Source organism: Terrirubrum flagellatum (assembly GCF_022059845.1).
Lineage (GTDB): Bacteria > Pseudomonadota > Alphaproteobacteria > Rhizobiales > Beijerinckiaceae > Terrirubrum > Terrirubrum flagellatum.
On record NZ_CP091851.1, the window covers coordinates 4,761,498 to 4,776,676 of the forward strand.

21 protein-coding genes are annotated in these 15,179 nt (G+C 64.9%); 12 read left to right on the top strand and 9 right to left on the bottom strand.

All coding sequences use genetic code 11. The annotated features are described in order from the left end of the window. Positions 1 to 310 precede the first annotated feature (310 nt). From ffh to L8F45_RS23110, 8 genes are all read left to right on the top strand, one after another. Positions 311 to 1,879, top strand: coding sequence for a signal recognition particle protein (gene ffh / locus L8F45_RS23075; protein WP_342360176.1), 1,569 nt, complete (start codon positions 311 to 313; stop codon positions 1,877 to 1,879). Next, positions 1,876 to 2,253, top strand: a complete 378-nt coding sequence (locus tag L8F45_RS23080; RefSeq protein WP_342360177.1) for a VOC family protein — start codon at positions 1,876 to 1,878, stop codon at positions 2,251 to 2,253. The genes ffh and L8F45_RS23080 overlap by 4 nt, the downstream gene beginning before the upstream one ends. Continuing rightward, complete coding sequence (locus tag L8F45_RS23085) at positions 2,250 to 2,777, top strand: GNAT family N-acetyltransferase (RefSeq protein WP_342360178.1); 528 nt, start codon at positions 2,250 to 2,252, stop codon at positions 2,775 to 2,777. Before L8F45_RS23080 ends, L8F45_RS23085 begins: the two co-directional genes overlap by 4 nt. A 24-nt stretch (positions 2,778 to 2,801) precedes the next feature. Next, positions 2,802 to 3,164 carry a 30S ribosomal protein S16 gene (gene rpsP, locus L8F45_RS23090; RefSeq protein WP_342360179.1) on the top strand — a complete coding sequence of 121 codons (363 nt, stop codon included), beginning with the start codon at positions 2,802 to 2,804 and terminating at the stop codon, positions 3,162 to 3,164. Positions 3,165 to 3,287: 123 nt separating this feature from the next. After that, positions 3,288 to 3,812, top strand: coding sequence for a ribosome maturation factor RimM (gene rimM / locus L8F45_RS23095; protein ID WP_342360180.1), 525 nt, complete (start codon positions 3,288 to 3,290; stop codon positions 3,810 to 3,812). Further along, positions 3,809 to 4,471, top strand: coding sequence for an HAD family hydrolase (locus L8F45_RS23100; RefSeq protein ID WP_342360181.1), 663 nt, complete (start codon positions 3,809 to 3,811; stop codon positions 4,469 to 4,471). The genes rimM and L8F45_RS23100 overlap by 4 nt, the downstream gene beginning before the upstream one ends. 35 nt (positions 4,472 to 4,506) lie before the next feature. Next, on the top strand, positions 4,507 to 5,154 hold the full coding sequence (gene trmD / locus L8F45_RS23105; RefSeq protein WP_342363550.1) for a tRNA (guanosine(37)-N1)-methyltransferase TrmD: 648 nt from the start codon (positions 4,507 to 4,509) through the stop codon (positions 5,152 to 5,154). 170 nt (positions 5,155 to 5,324) lie between these two features. Then, entirely contained in the window at positions 5,325 to 5,648 is a 324-nt protein-coding gene (locus L8F45_RS23110; RefSeq protein WP_342360182.1) for a hypothetical protein, read from the top strand. Here L8F45_RS23110 and L8F45_RS23115 read toward each other — a convergent pair. Next, positions 5,635 to 6,102, bottom strand: a complete 468-nt coding sequence (locus L8F45_RS23115) for a winged helix-turn-helix transcriptional regulator (protein ID WP_342360183.1) — start codon at positions 6,100 to 6,102, stop codon at positions 5,635 to 5,637. The genes L8F45_RS23110 and L8F45_RS23115 overlap by 14 nt on opposite strands. Before the next feature lie 99 nt (positions 6,103 to 6,201). On the opposite strand from L8F45_RS23115, the gene L8F45_RS23120 reads away from it, so the two are divergent. Next, on the top strand, positions 6,202 to 6,972 hold the full coding sequence (locus tag L8F45_RS23120) for an SDR family NAD(P)-dependent oxidoreductase (protein ID WP_342360184.1): 771 nt from the start codon (positions 6,202 to 6,204) through the stop codon (positions 6,970 to 6,972). Positions 6,973 to 7,197: 225 nt separating this feature from the next. Here L8F45_RS23120 and L8F45_RS23125 read toward each other — a convergent pair whose 3' ends face one another. Further along, positions 7,198 to 7,827: a septation protein A gene (locus L8F45_RS23125; RefSeq protein WP_342360185.1), complete on the bottom strand. Its 630-nt coding sequence runs from the start codon at positions 7,825 to 7,827 to the stop codon at positions 7,198 to 7,200. Further along, the gene (gene ftsY / locus L8F45_RS23130; RefSeq protein ID WP_425330041.1) at positions 7,824 to 8,900 is read right to left on the bottom strand and encodes a signal recognition particle-docking protein FtsY; all 1,077 of its coding nucleotides are present in this window, start codon (positions 8,898 to 8,900) and stop codon (positions 7,824 to 7,826) included. Before ftsY ends, L8F45_RS23125 begins: the two co-directional genes overlap by 4 nt. Positions 8,901 to 8,986: 86 nt before the next feature. Here ftsY and L8F45_RS23135 point away from each other — a divergent pair, with 86 nt between their 5' ends. Next, positions 8,987 to 9,658: an RluA family pseudouridine synthase gene (locus L8F45_RS23135; RefSeq protein ID WP_342360187.1), complete on the top strand. Its 672-nt coding sequence runs from the start codon at positions 8,987 to 8,989 to the stop codon at positions 9,656 to 9,658. Between the two features lie 81 nt (positions 9,659 to 9,739). Beyond that, the gene (locus tag L8F45_RS23140; RefSeq protein ID WP_342360188.1) at positions 9,740 to 10,372 is read left to right on the top strand and encodes a LysE family translocator; all 633 of its coding nucleotides are present in this window, start codon (positions 9,740 to 9,742) and stop codon (positions 10,370 to 10,372) included. A gap of 10 nt (positions 10,373 to 10,382) precedes the next feature. On the opposite strand, the gene L8F45_RS23145 is transcribed toward L8F45_RS23140, so the two are convergent. From L8F45_RS23145 to L8F45_RS23165, 5 genes are all read right to left on the bottom strand, one after another. Then, on the bottom strand, positions 10,383 to 10,682 hold the full coding sequence (locus tag L8F45_RS23145; protein ID WP_342360189.1) for a YciI family protein: 300 nt from the start codon (positions 10,680 to 10,682) through the stop codon (positions 10,383 to 10,385). Positions 10,683 to 10,733: 51 nt separating this feature from the next. Further along, entirely contained in the window at positions 10,734 to 10,976 is a 243-nt protein-coding gene (locus L8F45_RS23150) for a DUF1272 domain-containing protein (protein WP_342360190.1), read from the bottom strand. Positions 10,977 to 10,986: 10 nt separating this feature from the next. After that, positions 10,987 to 11,883 carry a DUF2167 domain-containing protein gene (locus L8F45_RS23155; protein ID WP_342360191.1) on the bottom strand — a complete coding sequence of 299 codons (897 nt, stop codon included), beginning with the start codon at positions 11,881 to 11,883 and terminating at the stop codon, positions 10,987 to 10,989. A gap of 31 nt (positions 11,884 to 11,914) precedes the next feature. Further along, the gene (locus L8F45_RS23160) at positions 11,915 to 12,952 is read right to left on the bottom strand and encodes an aspartate-semialdehyde dehydrogenase (RefSeq protein ID WP_342360192.1); all 1,038 of its coding nucleotides are present in this window, start codon (positions 12,950 to 12,952) and stop codon (positions 11,915 to 11,917) included. 234 nt (positions 12,953 to 13,186) lie between these two features. Next, positions 13,187 to 13,687: a GNAT family N-acetyltransferase gene (locus L8F45_RS23165; protein WP_342360193.1), complete on the bottom strand. Its 501-nt coding sequence runs from the start codon at positions 13,685 to 13,687 to the stop codon at positions 13,187 to 13,189. 157 nt (positions 13,688 to 13,844) lie between these two features. On the opposite strand from L8F45_RS23165, the gene L8F45_RS23170 reads away from it, so the two are divergent. Further along, positions 13,845 to 14,816, top strand: coding sequence for a hypothetical protein (locus L8F45_RS23170; protein WP_342360194.1), 972 nt, complete (start codon positions 13,845 to 13,847; stop codon positions 14,814 to 14,816). On the opposite strand, the gene L8F45_RS23175 is transcribed toward L8F45_RS23170, so the two are convergent. Next, the gene (locus L8F45_RS23175) at positions 14,817 to 15,179 is read right to left on the bottom strand and encodes a hypothetical protein (protein ID WP_342360195.1); all 363 of its coding nucleotides are present in this window, start codon (positions 15,177 to 15,179) and stop codon (positions 14,817 to 14,819) included.

Genomic DNA, 15,179 nt, shown 5'->3' on the forward strand with positions numbered 1-15,179 from the left:
CCGTTATCCGTTTCGTGAGCGCCTGGCATCATATCATGCAGCGGCGGCGCGGGCGCAATCGGGACTGATTTTCCTTGACTTTCCGGCCTCCCGGAGCGAGGGACCGATCGTAATTCAGCTCGCAGATCAGTCTGAGAGCCGCCGACCGGGCCTGTGAGCCCGGAGGTCAACGTCCGGCAGCGCGTCGCGCCCCCGGGCGCGACGGAGTTTGGAATGCCCGCTTTCGCTGTCGCGAAGCGGGTGCGCGCCCCGGGCGAATTTGGTTTGGACGCCTATATCCGTGTGAACGGATCAGGCTGAGGAGATCGGGATGTTCGAGGGCCTCTCGGGCAAATTGACCAGCGTTTTCGACCGCCTGCGCGGTCGCGGCGCGCTGACGGAAGCCGATGTCAACGAGGCGATGCGCGAGGTTCGCCGGGCGCTCCTCGAGGCCGACGTGGCGCTCGATGTCGCCCGCTCCTTCATCGACCGGGTGCGCAACCGCGCCGTCGGCTATGAGGTGATCCGTTCGGTCACGCCGGGCCAGCAGGTCGTCAAGATCGTCCAGGACGAGTTGATCGCGACGCTCGGCGGCGAGGGACAGGCGATCAATCTCGAAGCCGTGCCGCCCGTCGCCATCCTGATGGTCGGCCTGCAGGGCTCGGGCAAGACGACGACGACGGCCAAGATCGCGAAGCGCCTGACCGACCGGCAGAAGAAGAAGGTCCTCATCGCCTCGCTCGATACGCGCCGCCCGGCGGCGATGGAGCAGCTCGCCATTCTCGGCAAACAGGTCGGCGTCGACGTGCTGCCGATCATCGCCGGCCAGACGGCGGTCCAGATCGCCGGCCGCGCGCTGAACGCGGCGCGTCTTGGCGGCTACGACGTCGTCATGCTCGACACCGCCGGCCGCACCACGGTCGATGACGAGCTGATGGCGGAAGCGGCCGAGGTGAAGGCCGCGACCAATCCGCACGAAGTGCTGCTCGTCGCCGACGCGTTGACCGGTCAGGACGCGGTCAACACGGCGCGCGCCTTCGATTCCGCGCTCGGCGTCACCGGCATCGTGCTGACCCGCGTCGATGGTGACGGCCGCGGCGGCGCTGCGCTGTCGATGCGCGCGGTGACGGGAAAGCCGATCAAGCTGATGGGCGTCGGCGAAAAGGTCGACGCGCTCGAAGATTTTCATCCCGGCCGCATCGCCAACCGCATTCTCGGCATGGGCGACATTGTCTCGCTCGTCGAGAAGGCGGCGGAGAATATCGACAGGGAGAAGGCCGAGGCGATCGCGCGCAAGATGCAGAAGGGCGCGTTCGATCTCGGCGATCTGCGCGACCAGCTTGCGCAGATGGAAAAGATCGGCGGCCTCGGCGGCGTGATGGGCATGCTGCCCGGCATGGGCAAGGTCAAGGACCAGATGGCCGCCGCCGGCATGAACGACAAGATGATCAAGCGCCAGCGCGCGGTCATCGACTCCATGACGCCGCAAGAACGCGCCAATCCCGATATTCTGAAAGCCTCGCGCAAGAAGCGCATCGCGGCCGGCGCCGGCACGACGGTCGAGCACGTCAACAAGCTCTTGAAGATGCATCGCGGCATGGCCGACATGATGAAGGCCATGGGCAAGGGCGGCCGCGGCGGCATGGCCGCGAAGCTTGGCCAGATGTTCGGAATCGGTGGCGGCATGCCGATGCCCTCTCCCGAGCAGATCGAGCAGATGCAAAAGCAGTTCGGCGTGACCCAGGGCGCGCCCGGTTCGGGCATTCCGACATCGCCGCCGCCGGGCCTGTTCGGCGGACCGAAGGGACCCGGGTTGCCGGGCCTTGGGGGAGCGAAGCTTCCCGGTCTCGGCGGACTGCCGGGCCTCGGCGGAAATCCGTTCGGGGCTAAGAAGAAGTGAGCACGGTCCGCTACATCGTCGCGGATGTCGCAGCGGCGAAGCGCTTCTATGTCGAAGCGCTCGGATTCGCCGTCATGCAGGAATTCGGCGACGCCATGGCGATCATCTCGCGCGGCGATCTGAAGTTGTGGCTTGCCGGCCCGATGGCGTCGGCGTCGAAGCCGATGCCGGATGGGCGCAAGCCTGAGTCGGGCGGGTGGAATCGCATCGTCGTTGAAGTCGACGACATCGACGCGCTTGTCGCGAAATTGAAAGCAGCGCATGTCGCGTTTCGCAATGAACCCTTTTCCGGCCCCGGCGGAACGCAGGTGCTGATCGAAGATCCCTCTGGCAATCCGATCGAGATTTTTCAGGCGCGCGGGGTCTCCACATGATTCCCGTGCTTGAAACAGAGCGCCTCGTGATGCGCGCCTTCCAGGCCAGCGATTTCGACGCCTTCGCGGCGTTCTACGCCGATGCGGAGCTCACGCATTTCGTCGGTGGTCCGCAGACGCGCTTCGAAGCGTGGCGCAACATGTCGGCGCGCTGCGGCTCGTGGATCCTGCGCGGTTTTGGCTACTGGGCGCTGGAGGCGAAAGCCGATGGAAAAATCGTCGGCTGGTGCGGGCTCACTTTTCCGGAAGGCTGGCCCGAACAGGAGATCGGCTGGTCGCTTTTTCGCGAGGGGCAGGGCAAGGGCTATGCGACGGAAGCCGCGCGCGCCGCGCGCGATTACGCCTACAATGTTGCGGGCTGGACAACTGCGATCAGCCTGATCGATCCGCGCAATCACGCCTCGCGCAAGGTCGCGGAGCGGCTCGGCGCCCGCTACGAGCGCGACGTCCCGTTCCTCGGCAAGGAAATCGGCATTTACCGGCATCCTTCGCCTGCCGAACTGAAATCATCGCCCTCACACTGACACTGACTAGCTAAGGAGATCATCATGTCTGTGAAAATTCGTCTCGCGCGCGGCGGCGCCAAGAAGCGTCCGCACTATTCCATCGTCATCGCCGACAGCCACTATCCGCGCGACGGCCGTTTCATCGAGCGCATCGGCCGTTTCGATCCGATGAAGCCGAAGGATTCGCCGGAGCGCGTCGTGCTCGATCTGGAGAAGGCGAAGGAATGGCTGGCCAAGGGCGCGCAGCCGACTGATCGCGTGCTGCGTTTCCTCGACGCCGCCGGCATTCTGAAGCGCAAGCCGCGCAACAATCCGGAGAAGGCGAAGCCCGGCAAGAAGGCCGAAGAGCGCGCCGCCGCCAAGGCGAAGAAGGCCGAGGCTCCGGCCGAAACGCCGGCTGCGTAACACCGCTTCACTGTCATCCCCGGGCTTGACCCGGGGATCCAGAACTTCGGCGTCTCCGTTGCTGGATTGCCGGGTCAAGCCCGGCAATGACATCGAGCATGAAGCGCGATCGCTGGAGCGGTGATGGCGTCGGATAAACTCATCCTTCTCGGCGAGTTCGGCCGCGCGCAAGGCGTGCGCGGCGAAGTCAGGATCAAATCCTACACCGACGATCCCCTCGCCATCGCGCGCTATCAGCCGCTCACCAGCGAAGACGGCGCGCGATCGTTCAAGATTATTTCCGCGCGCCCGCATCAGGGCGACATGATCGTCGCGCGCGTCGAGGGCGTGAATGATCGCAGCGCCGCCGAGGCGCTGACGCGCTTGAAGATTTTTGCGCCGCGCGGAGCGCTTGGCGCCGAGACGCTCGAAGAGGGCGAATATCTCCAGTCCGATCTCGTCGGGCTTGCTGTGCGACTTGCGGACGGACGCGATGTCGGCCGCATCGTCGGCATCGAGAATTACGGCGCAGGCGATCTGCTCGCGATCCAGATCGACGGACGCAAGGAGCCGGCGCTGCTGCCGTTCAGCGATCGCTTCGCGCCCGTGATCGACATCGCCGGCGGCTCCATCACGATCGATCCGCCAGAGGGATGGGACGAGGAATGAGTTTCCGCGCGCTGATCTTCGACATGGACGGCACGATCGTGGACAATATGCGCGTGCATAACGAGGCGTGGGGCGCCTGGTTCGCCGAGAAGGGATTGCCCTTCGATGAAGCGACGTTCTTCGCGAATACGGCGGGACGGCACAACCCCGAGATCATCGGCGCGCTTATTCCTGACAAGAGCGAAGCGGAATTGATTGCGCTCGGCGACGAGAAGGAGGCGATCTATCGCCGCCTCTATGCGCCGCGCGTCACCGCGCTCGCAGGCTTCGTCGATCTCCTCGATTTCTGCGACGCGCATCACCTGCCGAAGGCGGTGGCGACGGCCGCGCCGCCGGCGAATATCGATGTGGTGCTCGATACGCTGAAGCTGAGAAGCCGTTTCGACACGATCGTCGCGCCAAGTCAGGGCTATCGCGGCAAGCCGCATCCCGACATGTTTCTCGCGGCGGCCGAGCGCATGAAGATCGCGCCCGCGGATTGCGTGGTGTTCGAGGACGCGCCGCTTGGCGTCGAGGCGGCGCGACGCGCCGGCATGAAAGCTGTGGCGATGACCACGATGCTGTCGCCCGCCGATTTCGCGGCGTTCGACAATGTCGTCGCTGATATTTCCGATTTCACGCAGCTCGATCGCTCGCTCTTCGCCGAGAAGGTCGCGTGACGTTCCGCGCGACCATCCTGACGCTTTATCCCGAGATGTTTCCGGGGCCGTTGGGCGCGTCGCTTTCAGGCGACGCGCTTGCGCGCGGCGTCTGGTCGCTCGAGACGAAGAACATCAGGGATCACGGCCACGGCAAGCATCGCGCGGTGGACGACACGCCGGCGGGCGGCGGTCCCGGCATGGTGCTGCGCTGTGACGTGCTCGCGGCGGCGCTCGACGCCAGCGTCGCGTCTGACGATGCGCGGCCGCGTCTTCTCATGTCGCCGCGTGGAAAACCCCTGACGCAGGCCCGCGCCCGCGAACTCGCGGCGGGTCCCGGCGCGATCATCGTCTGCGGCCGCTTCGAGGGTGTCGACGAGCGTGTGATCGAGGCGCGCGCGCTCGAGGAGATCTCGATCGGCGACTATGTGCTGTCCGGCGGCGAGATCGCGGCGATGGTTCTACTCGATTCCTGCGTCAGGCTGCTCACCGGCGTGATGGGGAAGGACGAATCCGGCGCCGAGGAAAGCTTCGAGGGCGGGCTGCTCGAATATCCCCATTACACCCGTCCGCGCGAATGGGAGGGGCGACAAATCCCCGACGCGCTGCTCTCCGGCGACCATGCCCGCATCGCGCGCTGGAGGCGCGAGGAGGCGCAGAAGCTGACGCGGGCGCGAAGGCCCGACCTGCTCCCGAAAACGTAGCAGCGGCCGTTGACGGCCATCTGAGAGGCCATTGGCGGGCGGTCCCGGCTCAGCCTGCCGGGTCGCGGATGATGCGCGTCTCGGCCTAAATTTGAACATAGTTCACAATGAGTATGAACGTCGTTCACCGCTCGGTTGCGACGCGGTCGGGGAGACGTTCGACGTTCCATATGAGATTGCTGGCCGTGGTCGCGGCCTCTTCGTCGGTGGTCGCTTGCGCCGCCCATAATGTGCAGGGGATGGTCGAGGGCGGGCAGGAGAGTTTCGTCGGCGCGAGTTTCCGCGAGGCGGATGGCGGCGGCGTTCTCACGGTCTCGTCGAGTCGCGGCGCGATCTGCACCGGCGACTTCGTCTATGTCAGGGTGCGCGAGGGGCAGGGCACATTCCGCTGCTCGGACGGCAGGGTCGGCCCGTTCCATTTCGTCTCGACTGGCCTGCGCGGCACCGGCGGCGGCAATTTCGGCGGCAAGCGCTTCGTGTTCAGCTTCGGCTAAGCGCGGGGCTTTCTCCCGCGTTCAGCAGAAGCGTATCCGCCGGGCCGAGCAGCCGGCCGTCTTCGGAGCGCAGCTCCAGCCGTTTCGTCGGCCGTCCATGCTCCCGGTCGACCAGGCAAGGGCGGCCCTCGTCTGGCGCGAAATAATGGTCCTCGCCCCATTCGCGCAGGGCGACCAGCACGGGAAATAGCGCCCGGCCCTTCGCCGTCAGGCGATATTCCTGATGGCCGCCGCCCGCGGTCGGCGTCTGCTCCAGCACGCCATGGGCGACCAGCGCCTTCAGCCGCGCCGAGAGAATGTTCTTGGCCAGCCCAAGATTCCTCTGGAATTCGCCGAAGCGGCTCACCCCCAGCAGCGCGTCGCGCACGATCAGCAGCGACCACCAGTCGCCGATCGCATCAAGCGAGCGCGCGATCGGGCACGCCGCATCCTCGTGACTGGTCCGCTTGGTCATCTCTTGAATCCATTCGTCTCCAACATTTCGGTTGCAAGATAAAACCTATTGGCGTAGGAGGCAATACGGTTTCAACTTGCAACCATATCGGAGATCACAATGCGACTTCAGGGAAAGACCGCCCTCATCACGGGCGGCAACAGCGGCATCGGGCTGGAGACGGCGCGGGTTTTCGTGGCCGAAGGAGCGAAGGTCATCATCACCGGCCGCAACCGGGAGACGCTCGATGCGGCGGTGAAAGAGCTTGGCGCGAATGCGCTCGCGATCGCCGTCGACGCGGCTGACGGCGAGGGGCTGGCGAAGGCGCTTGAGCCTGCGGTCGCCCGCTTCGGCAAGCTCGACATCGTCTTCGCCAACGCCGGAATCGGCGGCGCCACGCCGCTGGGACAGACAACGCGCGAGGCGTTCGACGCCATCATCTCGATCAACCTCACCGGCGTGTTCTTCACCGTGCAGGCGGCCGCGCCGCATCTGAAGGACGGCGGATCGGTGATCCTCAACAGCTCCGTGCATTCCACGCTGGGCGCGCCCGGCTGGGCCGCCTACGCCGCGAGCAAGGCCGGCGTGCGCGCCATGGGTCGCGTGCTCGCGTCCGAACTCGCGACGCGAAACATCCGGGTGAACGTGCTGACGCCGGGCGGCACGCAGACGCCGATCTGGACGAAGGTTGCGCCGGCGCCGGGCGCCGCGGAAGCGATCGAGCAGCGCATTTCGCGCGGCATCCCGTTCGGCCGCTTCGGCAAGCCTGACGAACTCGCGAAGGCGGCGTTGTTTCTCGCTTCCGACGACTCGGTCTACATGACCGGCGCCGAGCTGGTGATCGATGGCGGCGCCACGGGCGCGCCCTCGGGTTCGCCGATTTATCGGTGAGTTCGATCACCGAGCATTGTCTGCTTTGCTGACAGATAAATGCGCGTCATGGCCGGGCTTGTCACCGCAAGTCGGATTTATCCGACTTGCGGCGTTCAATTGGCCGGAACTCGGGCAGGCCCGAGTTCCGATGCCATCCACGTCTTATTTACAGCGTCCAAAGACGTGGATGCTCGCGACAAGCGCGAGCATGACGCGCTCAGATATCCGTCGCGATTTTAAAAGCTATTCCGTCGCCGTCTGCTCGCGCATGATCAGCGGCGTCTGCGCCAGCGCGAAGATCATGGTGATCGGCATGATGCCGAACACCTTGAAGTTCACCCAGAAGTCGGTCGAGAAATTGCGCCACACCACCTCGTTGACGATGGCGAGGAAGAAGAAAAACAAGGCCCAGCGAAAGGTGAGCTTCTTCCAGCCGAGATCGCTCAACTGGAACACGCTGTTCAGCACAATCGACAGGAGCGAGCGGCCGAAGAAAAGCCCGCCCAGCAGCACGATTCCGAAGAGCGCGTTGACGATCGTCGGTTTCATCTTGATGAAGTGGTCATCCTGCAAATAGAGCGTCAGCCCACCGAAGACGAGGACGACGAACAGCGAAACCAGCGGCATGATCGGCGGCTTGCCGACGATCATCATCGAAGCGATCACCGATACGAGCATCGCGGGCATGAAGACCGCAGTGGCGGCGAAGATGCCGGACTGCGGCCCGTTGAGAAGATTCTCGGGCAACGCAAGCGAGAGCAAAGGCGCGAACCATTGTGGCCGGCTGTTGGCGGCGAAGAAGAGCAGAAGCGGCCCCATCTCCAGCGCCAGCTTCAGCAGCGGATTCTCCGCCTGTCTCTCACCATTCATCATTGATCCAATCCGGCGATGGCGCGGGCGAAATCGCGCGCCGCAAAAGGCTGAAGGTCGTCGGCCTGTTCGCCGACGCCGATGAAATGAATCGGGGTCTTATATTTCGCAGCGATCGCGACGAGAATGCCGCCGCGCGCCGTGCCGTCGAGCTTTGTCATCACGAGGCCGGTGACGCCGGCGGTCTTGCCGAAGATGTCGACCTGATTGAGCGCGTTCTGGCCGACCGTCGCATCGAGCACGAGCAACACCGCATGCGGCGCCGTCGCATCGCTCTTTTTCATCACGCGCACGATCTTGGCGAGCTCCTCCATGAGCCCGGCCTTGTTCTGCAGACGGCCCGCCGTGTCGACCAGAAGCACATCGACATTCTGCTCCTTCGCCGCCGCCATCGCGTCGAACACAAGACCGGACGCGTCCGCGCCCTGCGCGCCTGAAATCACGGGCGCGCCGTTGCGCTCGCCCCAGACTTTCAGTTGCTCAATGGCCGCAGCGCGGAACGTGTCGCCGGCGGCGAGCATCACCTTGCGGCCCTCGCCCATGAAGGTCTTCGCGAGCTTGCCGATCGTCGTCGTCTTGCCTGAGCCATTCACGCCGACCATCAGGATCACGAACGGCTTTTGCGCTGCGTTGATCACCAGCGGTTGCGCCACCGGCGCCAGCGCCTTCTCGACTTCCTCGGCCAGGATTTCGCGCACCTGATCCGGCGTTGGGTCCTTGCCATAGCGGCCGGAGCGGATCGCGTCGGTGATCTTGGCGGTGGTCTCAATGCCGAGATCGGATTCGATCAGCGCGTCCTCGAGCTCGTCGAGCGTCGCGGCGTCGAGCTTCTTCTTGGTGAAGAGATCGCCGATGCGCTGGCTGATCCTGGAGGAGGATTTGGTCAGGCCCGCCTTGAGGCGGCCCCACCATCCCGGCGGCGCGGGCTCGGGGACAGTCGGAGCGACAGGCGCCACCACCGCCTCGATCGCGGCCTCACCGGCGGCTTCCGCGCCGGCGTCGGAGGGCACTGGCGGAGGCGGCGCATCCGGCGCGGGCGCCTGATGTCGCGGCGCCTCGTCCGTGAGATAGCCCATCCAGCGCGCGAACCGCCCCGGTTTCTTTTCGTCGCTCATCTCGTCCAAACTTGCACTGGAACGGCCGCCTCGATAGCCCGGATGGCATGACGCCGGAAGAGTTGATCGCCCGCCTGATCCATCGCGATGCGTCGGTGCTGATCCTCGACAAGCCGGCGGGGCTCCCCGTTCACCGGGGCCCGAAAGGCGGCGAGACTTTGACCGATCATCTCGATGCGCTGCGATTCGGGCTGAAATGGCGGCCCGAACTGGCGCATCGGCTCGATCGCGACACGTCGGGCTGCCTTGCGCTTGGCCGCCATCCGCGGAGCTTGCGTGAACTCAACGATCTCTTCCGCACGGGCAAGGCGAAGAAGCTCTACTGGGCGATCGTTGAGGGCGGCCCCGCCGAAAGCGCAGGAATGATCGACATTCCGCTGGCGCGGAAATCGCCGGAGCGCGGCTGGTGGATGACGCCTGACGAGAAGGGTCTGCCCTCGCAGACGCGTTGGCGCGTTCTTGGAAGAGGCGGTGGGCGAAACTGGCTCGAGCTCGAACCGCTGACCGGCCGCACGCATCAGCTTCGCGTCCATTGCGCCGCGATGGGCTGGCCGATCGTCGGTGATGCGATCTATGGCAAAGCGCCGCGCGGCGCGGATCTGCATCTCCATGCGCGCTCGCTCGAACTGCCGCTCAATCCGAAGAAGCCGGCGATCGTCGCCGAGGCTCCGGCGCCGGAGCATATGCGCGAAGCGCTCGCTGTGTTTGCGCCGAATTGATCGAAGGCATCAGATTTCGTCGTTTGTGAAGCGTCGCTGAGCCGGCGATGTTTGCGCGCTTCCTGCTTCGCCGAGTTCCCCATGCCTGACGCTGCCCATCATCTCGCCTTCGCGCTCGTCTCCCTCGGCATGGTGCTGACGCCCGGGCCGAACATGATCTACGTCGTGTCGCGTTCGATCTGCCAGGGGCCTGCGGCGGGACTAATTTCGGTCGGCGGCGTCGCGCTCGGCTTCATCGTCTACATGCTGTGCGCCGCTTTCGGCATCACGGCGCTGCTGCTCGCCGTGCCTTTCGCCTATGACGCGCTGCGCTTCGCCGGCGCCGCCTATCTGCTCTGGCTCGCCTGGCAGGCGGTGCGGCCGGGCGGACGCTCGCCCTTTCAGGTGCGCGATCTTCCCGCCGATCCCCCGCGCAAACTGTTCGCGATGGGATTTCTGACCAACCTGCTCAATCCCAAGATCGCGATGCTCTATCTCTCGCTGCTGCCGCAATTCATCGACCCTGCGGCGGGCGACGTGTTCCTGCAATCGGTGACGCTTGGCGCGACGCAGATTGTGATCAGCGTCGGAATCAATTCGCTGATCGCGCTGGCCGCGGGATCGATCGCGCTCTTCCTCACGACGCGCCCGACATGGGCCGTCATCCAGCGCTGGCTGATGGGCACGGTGCTGGCGGGCCTTGCGGTCAGGATGGCGACGGAGTCGCAGCGCTGACAGTTAGGGTTTAGAGCGCGATTTGATCGTAGATCGGCGCCTTGCCCCAACCCTTTATGCGATAGGCCTTGCGCAGGCCGAGCGTGAAATAGGGATCGGCTTCCGCAAGCTCCGCGACGCGCGCCTTGCTTTCAGCCTCGCACACCCACAGGCCGCCATCGAACCATTCGCCCCAGTCGGGCCTCAGGCCGCCGGCGATCAGGATCTCGTCGCGATGAGCCCCAAGATAATCGAAATGCGCCTGATTGTGCTCCTTGCGAATCCAGTCTCGCGAGGAATCATCCTCGAAGATCACGACATAGCGTGGCATGGGGTTTATCCGGGAATGAGAGATGTCGGGGCGCGAACGTCGCGCGGAAAATCAGACGCAGGCTGCGTGCTGTTTTCGCACCCGTTTCTCGCTTGCGGGATATTTCATGAGCTTCTCCGCCGGCCTGATCGGCCGCCGCACCAGTTCGCCGCCGCAGTTCGGGCAATGGCCGTCGAACCGCATCGATGCGCAATCCGCGCAGAAGGTGCATTCAAAGGTGCAGATCATCGCCTCGCGTGACGAGGGCGGGAGGTCGCGGTCGCAGCATTCGCAGTTGGGGCGCAGCTCGAGCATGGCGGCCTCTTCACGCGTCGGCGCGGGGCTTGCGGCCGAACAGGCGGCCGACGCCGTATAGCAGGCCGGCCGCCGCGACGATGATCAATTTCCACGCTTTCAGCGCGAAGGCCGCGATCAACGCAAAGGCGCCGATTTTCTTGGCGACGGCGCCGCCGACGAGCGCCGCCAGCCCATAGGCGGCGACGGAATCGGTCGAGGCGTTGAAATCCTCGTAGCGCTTGCCCGGCCCGTAGTTCAGCGCAGCGAGAAGTTCTCGCGCGAACTTCTTGTTGCCTTCGAGAGAGTCGACGCCGGTGACAAGATTGAGGCTGAGATAGCCCTCGCGGCCCAACGCATAGGTGTTGTAGTTGGCAGAGCCGTCATTGTCGGCGGAGCCTTTCGTCTTCACCAGCGCCGACCAGACCAGCCGGTGCGCCACGCCGTCATAGAGCGGGACTTCAAGCCAGCGCGTCACTTCCATCGCGTCGAAGCCGCGCGAGACGCGATCGGAATTGCCGGCCTCCGTGCCGTCCTTCAGGTTCTGCAGCAGCTCGTCGGCGTTCCAGTTCTTCGCGTCGTCGTCCTTGATGTAGCCTTCCTTGATAAAACGCAGCGACGCGAACCAATTGCCGTCGCCACGGGGAAAGACGAGGCCAAGTAAATTCGGGGAGTCGCTGTTGCCAAGCGACCGCGTGACGCGTCCGGCTTCCGGCTGCGGCACATAGAGATAACCGCCCGGCAGCGCCATTTCGCCCTGTTCGCCGAGCTTTACGACGGCGGCGCCGCGCACCGCGACCTTGTCGGCCGCCTCGAAGGCCGCGCGGCGTTCGGCCGCGCGCTGTTCGGCGCTGGGCGGCGTCTGCGCTGCGACCGGGGCCAGAAGCAGAGCGAAGATCACAACCAGAACCGGCTTGAAATATCGCACTGCGGCCTCCCCCATCGCTGTTGTCGCTGACTTAAGCCGCCTTCTTCGCCTTGGGCTGGATCAGCTTGCGGTTCATCAGCACTTCGGCGATCTGCACCGCGTTCAGCGCCGCGCCCTTGCGCAGATTGTCCGACACGCACCAGAAATTCAGGCCGTTCTCGACCGTGATGTCCTCGCGGATGCGGCTGACATAGGTCGCGTCCTCGCCGGCGGCCTCATGCGGCGTGATATAGCCGCCATCCTCGCGCTTATCGATGACGAGAACGCCCGGCGCCGCGCGCAGCACGTCGCGCGCTTCATCCGCCGTGATCTCCTTCTCGCACTCGATGTTGACGGCCTCGGAATGGCCGACGAACACGGGAATGCGCACGCAGGTTGCGGTTAGCTTGATCTTGGGGTCGAGAATCTTCTTGGTCTCGGCCATCATCTTCCACTCTTCCTTCGTATATCCGTCCTCCATGAAGACATCGATATGCGGGATGGCGTTGAAGGCGATGCGCTTGGTGAACTTCTTGGTGGTCACGTCCTGCAAGGAATAGAGCGCCTTGGTCTGGCGATCGAGTTCGTCCATGCCGTCCTTGCCGGCGCCGGAGACGGATTGATAGGTCGAGACGACCACGCGCTTGATGGTGAAGCGGTCATGCAGCGGCTTCAGCGCAACGACGAGCTGCGCCGTCGAGCAATTCGGATTGGCGATGATGTTGCGCTTCGTGAAGCCCTTCACCGCGTCGGCGTTCACTTCGGGAACGATCAGCGGCACGTCGGCGTCGTAGCGCCAGGCCGACGAGTTATCGATGACGACGCAGCCCTGCGCGCCGATCTTCGGCGACCATTCCTTCGACACCGATCCGCCGGCGGACATCAGGCAGATGTCCGTGTCGGAGAAATCGTAGTCTTCGAGCGCCTTCACCTTCAGCGTGCGGTTGCCGAAGGAGACTTCGGTTCCAACGCTGCGCCGCGAGGCGAGCGGAACCACTTCGGAGACGGGAAAGGCGCGTTCTTCGAGAATGTTTAGCATCTCGCGCCCGACATTGCCGGTGGCGCCGGCGATAGCGACCTTGAAGCTCATGATGAAAGTCCTGATCTGAACACCCTATTCTCCTCCGGGGCTTTTGGGCCGCCCCCCGGCGGCCCTGGCCTCATCCCCCGCCGGAGGAGAGACCCGGAGCGAGGACAGATCAACGCGACGCGGCTTTTTTGGCCGACGTCGTTTTGCTCGTCCGTTTCGTGGTCGCGATAAGCCGCATGGCGGCCGCAACTCCTGATGGGTTCGCGCCGGAGAAACACTCAGAAGCGGGGAAAGTCAACCTTTCGGCGGTCCATGATCCCGGGCGAGGCGGGTGAGCACCTCCGGCGGGAAGCGGAAATAGATTTTTTCCGGCTTCTCCGCGCCGAGGCTCTCATAGAGCCTGACCGCGCCGGGATTGCGCGGCTCCGTGGTCAGCTCCATCCGGCCGATCCCGTTCTCCTTGGCATAAGCCGCGAGCCAGCCGAGCAGCGCCTTGCCGGTCCCGCCGCCGCGGCGCTCCGCCAGCACGAACAGGTCCTTCACGAAGATCAGGCCTGAAAGTCGATGGCCGGGCCTGAGGATGGCGAAGCAGGCGACGCCAACGGGCGTCCCGCCGTCGAAGGCGAGCAGGAAGCGCGTTCCCTCGTGCGCATGGATGGCTTTCGCGACCATCTCCGTCGTCGCGGCGAGGCCGGGAGCCTTGTCGTCGCCGAGATAATGTCGATCGATCGCGTCGATCATCGCCGCGGCGTGCGCGACGTCGTCCGGACCTGCGAGGCGAAAAGACAGGGACATGGCGATCTCCAGCGCCGCGCATGATTAACGCGGCCGATCGCGTCGTAACCGACGGTTCACTGTGCAGTGAACTCACGCGCGTGCGTTAACGCCATGCTTGGCCCTCAACTCCCATCGTCCACGCCGGACAGGAGCCGTCAGAAGACGGCAGGGCGAGATGACATCCGGGATCGATTTCAAGCAGCGCGGCCTCGCCGCCTGGACGGCCTTGCGCGCGTTCGGCGTAAGGCAGGCGCTTCGCGCGCTCGACGCCGTCCCCGATAGCGCGGAGGCGCAGCGCATCGCGGTCCGCTGGGCGCGCGCGTTCGCGACATGGTTTTTCGCGCGGTTGTGGGCCGCCACGCCGCGACTGATCGTCATCAGCGCCTGTCTCGGCGTCTGCTATGCGGGCGCGGCGATATTCTGGTCGGAAAACGATCGCGCGCTGCTTGCGCCTTCGATCGATGCCGATATCGCACAGGATTCGGTGGCGGCGCTTGGCGAATGGACAGCGATCGCGAAGCCGATCGCGCTGTTCGCGCTTGAATCGCCTGACATTCCCGCCGGCCATCGTCTCTATGAGGCGCGCAAGCGCACCGTTGGCGGCGGCCGCGAGGATATGCTGACTTTCAACGATTTCGACGATGACGCGCTGCATGTGAAGCTGCGGTTTCTCACGACCGCTGGCGAGCCGTTGCGCGACGGCAGCCTGTTCATCGCAGCGGTGCGGCAGGCGGCGCAGGATGGTCTTGTCGTCGAGCGCATGGCGGCGGCGAGCGACATGCCGAGCAAATTCGGACCCGTCGAAACATCCGATCTTTCACTGGCGTCTGGAGATTCGTCGCGCGCCTGCATCGCGTTTCGCACGTCCGTGGTCGCGGGCGAACTCGATATGGGCGGCTACGCCTGCGGCGCGGAGAAACGGCCGATCGATCGCGCGCAACTCGCCTGCCTCCTCGATCGCGTCAATCTGATCGGCTCCGGCGCCGATTCGATTCGTCAGGCGTTCGCTGCGGCGGAGCTGCATCGACGCGCGGGCTGCGGCGCTCCGCGCATGCTGTCGACGGGACGGCGCGCGAGCTGGCTCGATCCTGACGGACAGACGCCGGCGCTGAAAGGTGCCATTCCGCTCAAGCAGCGAGGCGGATGATCACTGCGGCGCGAAGGGGCTGCGCCAGCCCCGCGTTGCGGCCTGCGGATAAGCCTTCACGAGATAGTCGAGGACGACGTCGCGGTCGCGGCCTTCGAGTTTCGCCATGCCGTGCTTTTCCGTCATCCAGTCGAGCGTGCCGCTCCAGCGTTCGCGGTCCATGCCCTGCCGTCCGACGACTTTGAAAGAATGGCAGGCGATGCAGAAATAGAATGTCTCCTCGCGGCCAGGGAAATCAGGAAGATCTGTTGGCTCCTCTTCAGCCGCGGGCGCCGCATTCTGCGCAAGAGCTGGCGGTCCCGAGGCGATCGCCGTCGCTGCGAGGCAAGCCGCAGCGATAAGGATTGCGCGCTGTAATCGCAC